This is a genomic window from Microbulbifer regidiadema (SeqCode), from assembly GCF_052467605.1.
Genome location: NZ_CP174316.1, coordinates 3,597,845 through 3,610,122, shown reverse-complemented (window position 1 = coordinate 3,610,122; position 12,278 = coordinate 3,597,845). Strand labels below are relative to the sequence as shown.

The window sequence follows — 12,278 nt, the reverse complement described above, 5'->3', positions numbered from 1 at the left end:
GCAGATTGAGACATGGTACTGCTCGGTCTGGTCATGGGTCTGGCAAGCTCGCTTCGCCTATGATGCCCGGCATTAACGGGAGAAGTACCATGCCCCAACAAACCCATATTCTAAATTTTGGCCCTTTCCAGGTGCCGGTCACCACCGCCCGCAATGGCGACAGCCCACTGGTATTAGTACTCCCCGCTATGGGAGTCCCCGCCAACCGCTATCGCCTTCTGCTGGAGGAGCTGCAAAAACTCGGTTACAGCACCGCCATCAGCGAACTGCCCGGCACCGGGGAGAGCCTGCCCAGACCCCACCGCAAAGCCGACTACGGCTACAACGACCTGGTGTTCTCATTTATCCCGCAGTTGATCGAACTGCTGGAACAGCAGTTCCCCCAGGGTCCAGCACTTATTCTCGGTCACAGTATTGGCGGCCAGACCAGCACTCTGGCGGCGCGCGCCGGTCTCACCGGCAACGCCAAGGTTGTCAGTATCGCCGCCGGCCATGTCGACCACCGCAGCTGGCGCGGCCTGCACAAGTGCGCCATCTTAGTCTTCGCCTCGATTGCCAGTATTACCTCAAGCCTGCTGGGTTATTTCCCCGGTGCGCGTATGGGGTTCGGCTGGCACGAGGCGCGCAGACTGATGAAGGACTGGGCCCGATCCATTTTTAGCGGCCGCTTCGCGCCGGAGGATCGCTTTGGGCAAATGGAGAAAACAAACCAGCCCACCCTGCATATCGCACTGGACGGCGACCCCTTCGCCCCCATTCAGGCCGCCCGCAGATTGGCGGCGATCGTCGGCGGTGAAACCCGGGAGATGCAACCCACCTACCCCAAAGGCAATCCACATCTCAGCTGGATCAAGAACCCCACCCCGGTGATTGAGGCGGTACAGCAGTGGCTGAATAATAAAGAGCCCACTCCGAGCTGATTTCTCGCATCCCTAACAGAGAGAGCTTTTATGGCTGTCTCTGTTAGGGACTAATAACATTTGCCCCCCTCCCCCTACCGACATACCTCGATCAATATCGGCGTATGTACTTCCGCTTTACTGTCCAGTTCCGATTGTGGCCAGTGAGCAGTGCTCTTGAGCGGTAAATTCACCGCTGAAACAATATCGCCCAAGAGATTACCCCGATGAACAGCAGTCCATTCAACACCTTCGCCCAGCTGCACCAAGCCGCTGCCCCCCTGATCCTGCCCAACGCCTGGGATGCCGCCAGCGCTCTACTCTGTGAAAATGCAGGCGCCAAAGCCGTGGGCACCAGCAGTGCCGCCCTAGCCTGGTCACTGGGGTATGCCGACGGCGGTGCGCTGCCAGTCGAGGAACACTTAAACGCTATCGCACGTATTGCCCGTGTAACCTCATTACCGCTAACCGTGGATATTGAGGATGGATACTCCCAAAACCCCGCAGAGGTAGCGGAGCTGGCCTGTAAAATGGTGGCGCTCGGCGTTGCAGGTATCAATATTGAAGATGGCAAAGACACGCAGGAATCTCTCGGCGAAAAGATTAGCGCTATTCGCCAAGCACTTAACGGCCGCCCGCTTTTTATTAATGCGCGTACCGATGTTTATCTCAATGCTCTCGCCAGCGGTGATCAAGCGATAAAGATGTGTATAGAGAGATTGGAACTCTATAAAAGCTCAGGTGCTGACAGCGGCTTTATACCGGGGCTTAGCGCAGTTGACGAAGCGAGGCGCCTGGCAGCGGGTATCGACCTGCCACTGAATATTATGTTGCTACCAGGTATGGCCCCGATATCGGAATTTTTTGCCGCAGGTATAAAGCGCTTTAGCACCGGGCCGGTATTGTTCCAGTCTGTTTACGGCCATTTGAGCGAAGCATTAAAACAGCTGATACCGATGGAAACTGGTGATGATTTCTTTGACCAAGCGCTCGATTACAACACCCTTAACTCTGCCTTTATTTAAATAACACCAAATAAACAACAGGGCGAAAATATTTATTTCCAAGTCCTGGTTAGCCGTCCTTTTTGGCGAATGCCCCACCAGTTAGCAGTCGGCTGGATAGAGGATAATGGATGGTTTCTATATAAGGCTCAAACGTGCCGACAACCAGCATTACTCTAGTTGTCGGCACAAGGCTAACTGCCTGCAATATCTATTTAATCAACAAGCAGGGGGGACATCAGCAAGCTAATTCCTGCTTAATAAAAATCGATGGCGCTGCTATCAGCGCCAAAATCTTCGAAAAAATCACTATACCCCCAAGTCACCACAGACTTATCGTCTTTAAATGCTGCGAAGGCTCCACCATTCGTAAAGATAGTCAATACACCAGACGTCAATTGATCGCTAACACTACTGATACCGGAACTAGTAATACCCCAGCTTACTACCGATCCATCCGCCTTTAATGCGGCAAAGCCACCAAAATTGGGATAGATTGTTTCTACATCACCAGTCAACTCAGAACTGACTTCGCTACTATCGCCGCCACAATCATTGTCCCCCCAAGTGACAACAGAACCATCAGATTTAACCGCAGCAAAAGCAAGTTGGGATGCAAAGATTTTATTTACATCGCTCGCAAGCTGGCCACTTACATCGCTACTGTCGCCACCGAAGCCATCATTACCCCAGGTAACCACTGAGCCATCTGATTTGAGTGCCGCAAAAGCGCTCTCAGCTGCAAAGACCTGTACAACATCACTGGAGAGTTCTGCGCTCACCGCACTGCTATCACCACCGCGATCTTCATCTCCCCAAGTCACCACAGAGCCATCGGACTTCAGTGCGGCAAAAGCAAAGTACGATGAAAAAACCGTCACCACACCACTGGAAATTTCTGTGTTCACCGCACTGCTATCCCCTCCATCATCCGAGTCCCCCCAGGTCACTACAGAACCATCGGATTTCAGTGCAGCAAAAGCATAACCTGTAGAAAAAACCGTCACCACATCACTGGAGAGCTCCGCGCTCACCGCACTGCTATCCCCTCCTGAGTTACTACTTCCCCAGGTTACAAAGGAGCCATCCGATTTTCGCGCAGCAAAAGCTCTACTAGTTGCATAAACTTCTTCAACGTCACTGGCTAACTGGGTACTAACGGCACTGCTATCCCCACCGGAGTCACTATCCCCCCAAGTAACAATAGAGCCATCAGACTTCAGTGCTGCAAATGCATCTTCTGTTGAATAAATATTAACAACATTATCCGCCAGATTGGCACTTACAGAGCTGCTGTCTCCACCAGAATTCTCAGTCCCCCAGGTAACAACAGAGCCATCAGACTTTAATGCTGCAAAGGCCCATCCCGTAGAAAAAATTTCTACAACACCACTGGTTAAGCTGGCACTAACCTCACTAAAATTAGTAGCTGAACCAGAGTAATCATCGGGCCATGACACCACCGAACCATTATTTTTTAGTGCCGCAAAGCTAATCCAAGAGGAAACAATTTCACGCACATAGACAAGGTGTTCAATTTCTACATCCGCCGTTTCACCTTCATAGGTGGCGCTCAGGGTGGCTGAGCCACTCGCCATTGCGGTGATCAGGCCGGCCTCTACCGTGGCCGAGCCGGTAACATTACTGAGTGACCAGTCGGCCTCTTCGGTAACGTCCACTGAACTATCATCGTCATAGTAGGCGGTGAGATAGTATTGATCAAAATTAGAGGTGTCTCTATCCAGCTGCAAACTCTGAAGAATAGGGTCTACCTCGATATCAACCGTTTCACTTATCCCTTCATAGGTGGCAGCCAGGGTAAATGAGCCACTGTGCAGTGGCGTGACCAGTCCGGCCGCAACCGTTGCCAGGTCAGTATCACTTACAGACCAGTCCGCATCGGCGGTGACATCAGTAGAGGAGTCATCGCTGTAATAGGCGGTTAAAGAATACTGGTACTCATTCGCGCTATCCTGCTCCAAACCAACACTTTCCAGCGTAACGGTATCTGTTCCACCACCGCTACTACTGCCCCCACCGCCACAGGCACTGAGCAAGCCAGCAGCAAGCGTTAATATTCCAAAACGTAAAATATGTAAAATGTGTAAATGCCAAGACTGATATTGGCCTGTGATTCCATTCATAGAAAGCTCCTCCTGTGAAGGCGGGCATAATAAAAACTCACATTCTATATAGCAATATAAACGGCACTTAAAAAAATAACGCCCCCTTACAAAATAACCGACAAATATTTAGGTACGGCTGCACCAGCTATTGCAAAACGATCAAGAAGAGATACTAAAATTTTTATGCTATTTAATTTAGGGAGAGGCGCTATACTTGGCCATATAGACTTTTTAAAAATTGGGCTCGACAAATCCGCAACGGCAGGTTGGCTTTAAACCAATTTTCGCTCGATTTTGGCGAATGATCCGATAATTAGCTGTCGGCTGGATAGAAGATAATGGATGGTTTCTATATAAGGCTCAAACGTGCCGACAACCAGTATTACTCTAGTGCAGTATATTAAATAGATTACTGATATATAATGTGAGTTTCATTTAGCGATTAAGTGAAGACCAATGCCAGCTCAAGTTGAAATCAATTTATCACCGGAAGAAAAAAAGCAGTTAGAAAAGAATATAAAAAGTCGAAAAATATCGGTGAGATTGGCTGAGCGGTCAAAGATTATTTTGCTCGCTGCCAAGCAGGTTCCCAACTACCAAATTGCGAAAAAGTTAAGCGTTGATGTCAATACGGTGGGCCGATGGCGCAATCGTTTTGCAGAAAAGCGTCTGGCAGGTATAGAGAAGGATTTGCCCAGGGGGGCTAATCATGGCGGTAAGAATTCAGAAGAGCAGGCAAAACTCCGCTCGAAAATTATCAAGATGACGACAGGAAGTAAGCCAAAGGATGGGGCACACTGGACAACGCGAGGCATGGCGAAAGTCTTAGGAATTAACCACTCTTTTGTCAGCAGGGTATGGCAGGAAGTGGGCCTTAAGCCTCATCTAACCGAAAAGTTCAAGGTGAGTAACGATCCTGCTTTTGAAGAAAAATTACGCGATGTTGTTGGCTTGTATATGTCACCGCCAGAAAATGCGGTTGTCTTTTGTGTGGATGAAAAAAGCTCGATTCAGGCCCTGGATCGGACACAGCCTGGACTACCCATGAAACCGGGGCAGTGTGGCACCATGCCCCATGATTATAAACGTCACGGGACAAGCACTCTTTTTGCCGCCCTTAATACGCTGACTGGTGAGGTCATAGGTGAGTGTAGAAAGCGCCATCGTCATCAGGAGTTCTTAGGCTTTTTAAAGACCGTAGAAAAGCAAACACCCAAAGAACAGGATCTTCATCTTATCGTCGATAATTACGCGACTCACAAGCATGAAAATGTAAAGCGCTGGCTCAAGAGAAACAAACGAGTTCATCTTCATTTTATTCCGACCAGTTCATCCTGGCTAAATCTGGTGGAAAGATTTTTTGGATTACTCACAGAGAAGCAGTTGCGCCGAGGGGTATTCACCTCAGTCAAGGAGTTGGAAACGGCTATCCTGAAATTTATTGAAACACATAATGAAGCCAAGAAAGCTTTTGTGTGGACGAAATCTGCTGAGGAAATTTTATTGAAAGTGGAGCGTGCACACCAAGCACTCTCAAATCAGAAATCTATTTAATACAGCACACTAGATAGGAGATAGGCTCTGTTAAGAAACTTAAGCGCGCCGACAATCATCATTGCTGTGATTGTCGGCGCCAAGCCTAACTGCTCGCACTATCTACTTGATCAATAAGTAAAATTAATATCAGCAAGCAGTCAATAGCTTTCGCTAAATAAGAGAATCGTCATTTAGTAGAAATTGATTTCACTGCTGTCACCGCCTTGTGAATCATCGCCCCAAGTCACTACAGATTTATCGTCTTTCAACGCTGTATAGGCATCCCTAGTGGTAAAAACAGCTAACACACCACTTTCCAGATTCTCACTAACACTACTAGTATCAGCGCTACCGCCCCAGGATATCACCGATCCATTAGGCTTTAATGCAGCAAAGCCTAATGCACCGGTATAGATCGTTTCTATATCCGTTAACTCAGAACTGACTTCACTACTATCACCACCCCAGTCAGTATCACCCCAAGTAACGACTGAACTATCGGATTTAAGCGCTGCAAAAGCGCGTTCAGCGGTATAAATTATATCTACATCACCCGTCAGCTGATCACTCACATCGCTACTATCACCACCCCAGTCAGCATCACCCCAGGTAACGACTGAACCATCAGATTTTAGTGCCGCAAAAACTTTGCTATTTGCAAAGACCTGCACAACATCGCTAGAAATTTCTTCGTTCACCGCACTACTATCGCCACCCATATCACTATCTCCCCAAGTCACCACAGAACCATCAGGCTTGAGTGCGGCAAAGGCAAAGTCTGTTGAAAAAATAGTCACTACATCACTGGAGAGTTCTGCGCTCACCGCACTGCTATCGCCGCCCGCAGTAACTCCCCCCCAGGTCACCACAGAGCCATCGGACTTCAATGCAGCAAAGGCAAAGTCTGTTGAAAAAACAGTCACTACATCACTGGAGAGTTCCGCACTTACCGCACTGCTATCGCCCCCCTCAATTCCCCAGGTTACGACAGAGCCATCTGATTTTCGTGCAGCAAAAGCCGACCTAGTTGAATAAACCTCCTCAACATCACTGGCTAACTGGGTACTTACCGCACGACTATCAGCACCAGCATTGCCCCAAGTAACAATTGAACCATCGGACTTCAATGCCGCAAACGCGGTATCCGTTGAATAAATATGAACAACACCATCCGCTAGGCTGGCACTTACAGAGCTGCTGTCTCCGCCATCAATAATCGCTGTTCCCCAAGTGATAACAGAACCATCGGACTTTAATGCTGCAAAGGCATTCTTCGTAGAAAAAATTGCTGCGACATCGCTGGTTAAGCTATCACTAACATCACTAAAAAAAATACCGCTAAAAGAATAATTATCGGGCCATGACACTACCGAACCATTATTTTTTAATGCAGCAAACTCATACTCAGAGGGAAAGACTTCACGCACATAGACAAGGTGTTCAATTTCTATATCCGCCGTTTCACCTTCATAGGTGGCGCTCAGGGTGGCTGAGCCACTCCCCACTGCGGTGATTAGGCCGGCCTCTACCGTGGCCGAGCCGGTAACATTACTGAGTGACCAGTCGGCCTCTTCGGTAACGTCCACTGAACTATCATCGTCATAGTAGGCAGTGAGATAGTATTGATCAAAATTCGAGGCATCCCTATCCAGCTGCACACTCTGGAAAATAGGGTCTATCTCGATATCAACCGTTTTACTCATCCCTTCATAGGTGGCAGTCAGGGTAAATGAGCCACTGTGCAGTGGCGTGACCAGTCCGGCCGCAACCGTTGCCAGGTCCGTATCACTTACAGACCAGTCCGCATCGGCGGTGACATCGCTAGAGGAGTCATCACTGTAATAGGCGGTTAAAGAATACTGGTATTCATTCGCGCTATCCTGTTCCAAGCCAACACTTTCCAGCGTAATAGTATCCGGAACGGGATATGTCGTGCCTCCACCGTTGTTACCACTGCTCCCCCCGCCGCCACAGGCACTGAGCAAGCCAGCTGCAAGCGTTAATAGCCCAAAACGTAAAATATGCAAAATGTGCAAATACCAAGATTGATATTGGCCTGTAACTCCATTCATATAATCCCCTCCACTAAAGACGGATATAATATGAAGCCAAACCGAATATAGCAATGCAAACGGCTCTCAGTATCCAAGTTATTCCGCTAAATATAAGCAGAATAGGCAGCATAAAAAATCAACGGCTGGAAGGATAACCCCCCACCCATCTATTAAAAAAAAAACGAACAAGTAAGCCGCTGAATATAGCTATATCAATAAGTAATCTTGTACCGGCTAAAAACTGAAAAACACCCTATTTGTACCAGAACCTGAGATCTAATTTATGCTAAATATATAGGTTTTTATTCTAGCCAGGTTCGCCTTCGCTCAATTGCAGTCCGGATGACTTTCAATCTATCTATTAAAAATACCCTCTGAAAAATAAACAAGTATTCACCAGGCCAATAGCGCAGAGGGTGTTTATCAATATATTTAAAATACCCGCAGCTATAACAAGATTTCAGGCAGTTTTAAGCCGGGGATGCAAGGCAGGCACTGAGCATAATGCTCCCCATAACAAACAGCGAGCTGGTACAAAAATACCAATAATAAGTCTAGCGAGACTTTATCAGCAATATCACCGAAACCCGGAGCTATTAAGAAAATAGCTTACCGGTACAGAGCCAATATCGATATCAATCTGCACCCCCAGGGATAAACTTCCTGTGGCGGTGCAGATCAACCAGGTCGCTCAGCCGTTGCGTTGGCGCACCGCTTCAAACAGGCAGACCCCGGTGGCAACCGAAACGTTTAAGCTGCTGACCTCGCCCGCCATAGGAATTTTGATCAGGTGATCGCAATGCTCCCGGGTCAGGCGCCGCAGGCCACTGCCCTCTGCGCCCATAACCAGTGCCAGGGGGCCGGTTAACTGGCTTTGGTACACATCCTGGGTCGCCTCACCGGCCGCGCCATAGATCCATACCCCCGCCTGTTGCAACTGCTGTAACGCGCGGGCCAGGTTGGTCACGGTGACAAAGGGCAAGACTTCGGCGGCACCACAGGCCACCTTGCGGGCGGTTGGGGTCAGCCCCGCCGATTTATCTTTTGGGGCAATTACCGCATGCACTCCAGCGGCCTCAGCCGAGCGCAGGCAGGCGCCCAAATTGTGTGGATCGGTCACGCCATCCAACACCAGGAGAAAAGGCGCTTCGCCGCGCTGATCCAACTGTTGCAGCAGCTCGAACAGAAACTTTTCATCGTGAACCTTTGCCTTACTGGAACAGAGGGCAATCACCCCCTGGTGATTGGCGTCATCTTCAACCTTTTCATCCAGCGCGCGCCGGTCAATAAAGCGCACGGCGATATCATTCTTTTCCGCCTGCTGAATTATTTTCTGCAAGCGCTGATCTTTGCGACCGCGCAGCAGCAGAAGCTCCGATACATTCTGCGGGGAACCCTTTAGCAGGGCCTGCACCGCGTGCAGGCCGTAGATCACTTCTTGACTCAATTTATGCCTCGATCACTTTTTCTTTTTACTGCCAGAAGAACTCTTTTTCTTCTTTTTCAATTTGCCCGAGCGGGTCTTGGCCTTCTCGGCCTTTTGCGCGGCCTTGCGGGCGGCCACTGCCGGACGTTTTCCGCCCTTGCGCGTCGGGGTGCGCTTTTTGAGCTTGCGCTTGGGCTCGGCCTCTTCTCCCCTGCCGTCTTCACTGCCCGTTTTTACCGGCGGCATCGGTTCCGCTTCTTCTACGGGGATTTCAGCACTGGCCTCCACCGGGACAACTTCAGCAGAACCCACTTTGCGCTTGCGGAAAGGCGAGGCTTTCGCGGTGGTTTCGCTGTGTTTGGCCCAGGGGTTGGCGCTGGTATTGCGGGGATTCTCTTTGCTGTCGCGGCCCCGGCGCTCGCGTTCTAATTGGTGTTCTACTGCCATTTCCATTGCGCGGGCACTCACCCGCGTACTCTCTCTCTTTTTCTTTAGCTCGCGCTTGGCGCGCGGCACCAGTTCATTCAGGATAAAATCCACCTTGCGCTCTTCGAGATCCACTCGCGCCACCTGCACGGTAACAGAGTCACCCAGGTGGTAGCGTTTGCCGCTGCGCTCTCCGATAAGGCGCTGATGCGCCTGCTCAAAGCGGTAGTAGTCTTTGGGCAGGGCTGTCACATGGATCAGGCCCTCCACATAGAGATTGTCCAACTCCACAAATAATCCAAACCCGGTGACCGCACTGATCACACCGGAATAGGTCTCGCCCACGTGATCCTGTAGGTATTCACACTTGAGCCAGCTGAGCACATCCCGGGTCGCATCATCGGCGCGCCGCTCAGTCAGGGAGCACTGCTCGCCCAACTGCAACATGGCTGCCATGTCGTAGGGCAGAATCTGCTCGCGAGCAATCGGCTTGGCCCCGGGCACTGAGTACACTTTTTTGGCCACCGCAGCTGGGTTGGCGCTGCCATTGCGCACCAGCCAGCGTAGTGCCCGGTGCAGAAGCAGATCCGGGTAGCGGCGAATCGGGGAGGTGAAATGGGCGTAAGCCGGGTAGTCCAAGCCAAAATGTCCGCGATTTTCCGGCTGGTAAACCGCCTGATTCATAGAGCGCAGCAGCATAACCTGAATAATATGGGCATCCGCACGACCCTCGATCTGCTCCATAAGGTCCTGGAAATCTTTGGGTTGGGGCTCACTGCCACCGGGAAGGCGCAGACCCAACTCACCCAAATATTCGCGCAAATTGCTCAGCTTCTCCTCTTTGGGCGCATCGTGCACCCGGTAGAGTGCGGGCAGCTCGGATAGCTCCATCAGGCTCGCCGCGCAGACATTGGCCGCGAGCATACACTCTTCAATTAATTTGTGCGCGTCGTTACGCACCAGTGGGATAATCCGCTCAATTTTTCGCTGGGCGTCAAATAGTATCCGCGTCTCTGTGGTCTCAAAATCAATGGCACCACGGCGCTCCCGCGCTCCGCGCAGCGCCAGGTAAAGATCGTGCAGGTTATCCAGGTGCGGGGTCAAACTCGCAAATTGCTTGCGGGCGCCGCTGTCGCGGTTATCCCGTTCGTCGAGTATTTGCCCTACCTGGGTATAAGTCAGGCGTGCGTGGCTGCGCATCACCGCTTCAAAGAAACGGTAATCGCGAATCGCACCGCTGCGATCGATGTGCATTTCACACACCATACACAGCCGGTCGACGTCGGGGTTTAGGGAGCAGAGGCCGTTGGATAATTTCTCCGGCAGCATAGGCACAACAAAATCCGGGAAATACACCGAGTTTCCGCGGCTGTGCGCTTCCTCATCCAGCGCGCTACCCGGGCGCACGTAGTAGGAGACATCGGCAATGGCCACCAACAATTTCCAGCTATCGTCGGGGAGTAGTTCGCAATAGACCGCGTCATCAAAATCCCGCGCGTCTTCGCCATCGATAGTGACCAGGGGCAACTGGCGCAAATCCACCCGCGACTTTTTATGTTCTTCGAGTACCTCATCGGCGATCTCATTGACCTCCGCCGTCAGTGCACTGGGCCAAGTGTGGGGAATCCCGTAATTGCGAATTGCGACATCGATCTCCATACCCGGGGCGAGGTGATCCCCGAGCACTTCGCTGATCTCCCCCTGGGGCACTCTATCCCGGCCCGGCTGGGTAACAATATTTACCACCACATACTGGCCGTGAGCGGCGCCGGCAGTATCCGCAGAGGCCACCATAATATCGAGATTAATGCGGGGGTTATCCGGGCGCACAAAACAAATACCCTTCTCCCGGTACAAGCGCCCGGCCAGCTGCTGGGTATTGTGCTTGATCACCCGAACGACCGCGCCCTCGCGCTTGCCGCGAAAACCACCGGGGGCTTCCCGCACCAGTACTTCATCACCATCGAAGACTTTGCGCATCTGCCGGTGGGATAAAAAGAGATCGGTGCCGCCGTCGCTGGGGATCACAAAACCAAAACCATCCCGGTGGCCCATAACCCGGCCGCGTATCAGGCTCATTTTATCCAAAACGCCAAAGTCCCCGGCGCGGTTGCTGGCGATCTGTCCGTCCCGGGACATGGCGATCAGGCGCCGCCGCACGCCTTCGCGGCGGTCCTCGTCGGTCAACTCCAATAAGTCGGCCACTGTTTCCCAGGGCACCGGCTCCGCCTGTTTCTCCAGGATTTGTAACAAGTACTCCCGGCTGGGCACCGGTTTTTCGTATTTCTCCGCCTCGCGCTGGGCATGGGGGTCAACATTGAGGGGGTCTGAGGTATTTTTTTGAGTCAAAACAGCATCCGTTGTTGGGCAGTTGCCCAGGTTTGGCAACCTCCGGAGATTATCCGGCATAAAGAAAGGCGGCGCTGATGGTGGTTTCCTGGTCAATAATTCGCCGCTATTGCACGCATTATAAGCGATTTCGCCGATTTTCCCGACCCATGAAAAAAATGTTGAAAAAAGCGCAACACAACCGTTGACACAGGGGGGGCATATCTCTATAGTTCGCGTCCTCAACGGAGCACACGTTGATTTGCCCAGGTGGCGGAATTGGTAGACGCGCTAGCTTCAGGTGCTAGTGACCTAACGGTCGTGGAGGTTCAAGTCCTCTCCTGGGCACCAATTCCAAAAAGGCCGACTCGCAAGAGTCGGCCTTTTTTCGTTTGGGTAACTGACTTTGCTATCCCCAACTGCAATACGCAGATTGTTAAAGCTCTATTCGCGAGCAACTACAAAACTCTACAAATCCC

General features: G+C 51.1%; 7 protein-coding genes and 1 tRNA gene. 4 read left to right on the top strand and 4 right to left on the bottom strand.

Annotated elements, in window-relative coordinates; genetic code table 11:
- Positions 1–89 precede the first annotated feature (89 nt).
- Together ACJJIF_RS16325 and ACJJIF_RS16320 are read left to right on the top strand one after the other, a co-directional pair.
- The gene (locus ACJJIF_RS16325; RefSeq protein ID WP_444929383.1) at positions 90–920 is read left to right on the top strand and encodes an alpha/beta fold hydrolase; all 831 of its coding nucleotides are present in this window, start codon (positions 90–92) and stop codon (positions 918–920) included.
- A 206-nt stretch (positions 921–1,126) separates the two neighbouring features.
- On the top strand, positions 1,127–1,924 hold the full coding sequence (locus ACJJIF_RS16320; protein WP_444929382.1) for an isocitrate lyase/PEP mutase family protein: 798 nt from the start codon (positions 1,127–1,129) through the stop codon (positions 1,922–1,924).
- A gap of 236 nt (positions 1,925–2,160) precedes the next feature.
- On the opposite strand, the gene ACJJIF_RS16315 is transcribed toward ACJJIF_RS16320, so the two are convergent.
- Positions 2,161–4,047 carry an RCC1 domain-containing protein gene (locus tag ACJJIF_RS16315; RefSeq protein WP_444929381.1) on the bottom strand — a complete coding sequence of 629 codons (1,887 nt, stop codon included), beginning with the start codon at positions 4,045–4,047 and terminating at the stop codon, positions 2,161–2,163.
- A gap of 438 nt (positions 4,048–4,485) precedes the next feature.
- Here ACJJIF_RS16315 and ACJJIF_RS16310 point away from each other — a divergent pair, with 438 nt between their 5' ends.
- Positions 4,486–5,583: an IS630 family transposase gene (locus ACJJIF_RS16310; protein WP_444929380.1), complete on the top strand. Its 1,098-nt coding sequence runs from the start codon at positions 4,486–4,488 to the stop codon at positions 5,581–5,583.
- 173 nt (positions 5,584–5,756) lie between these two features.
- On the opposite strand, the gene ACJJIF_RS16305 is transcribed toward ACJJIF_RS16310, so the two are convergent.
- The 3 genes from ACJJIF_RS16305 to rnr form a co-directional block, all read right to left on the bottom strand.
- On the bottom strand, positions 5,757–7,637 hold the full coding sequence (locus ACJJIF_RS16305; protein ID WP_444929379.1) for an RCC1 domain-containing protein: 1,881 nt from the start codon (positions 7,635–7,637) through the stop codon (positions 5,757–5,759).
- A 673-nt stretch (positions 7,638–8,310) separates the two neighbouring features.
- Positions 8,311–9,066: a 23S rRNA (guanosine(2251)-2'-O)-methyltransferase RlmB gene (gene rlmB / locus ACJJIF_RS16300; RefSeq protein WP_444929378.1), complete on the bottom strand. Its 756-nt coding sequence runs from the start codon at positions 9,064–9,066 to the stop codon at positions 8,311–8,313.
- A gap of 12 nt (positions 9,067–9,078) precedes the next feature.
- On the bottom strand, positions 9,079–11,820 hold the full coding sequence (gene rnr, locus ACJJIF_RS16295; RefSeq protein WP_444929377.1) for a ribonuclease R: 2,742 nt from the start codon (positions 11,818–11,820) through the stop codon (positions 9,079–9,081).
- Between the two features lie 243 nt (positions 11,821–12,063).
- Here rnr and ACJJIF_RS16290 point away from each other — a divergent pair.
- Positions 12,064–12,150: transfer RNA gene (locus tag ACJJIF_RS16290), tRNA-Leu, on the top strand.
- The last annotated feature ends 128 nt before the right edge of the window (positions 12,151–12,278 follow it).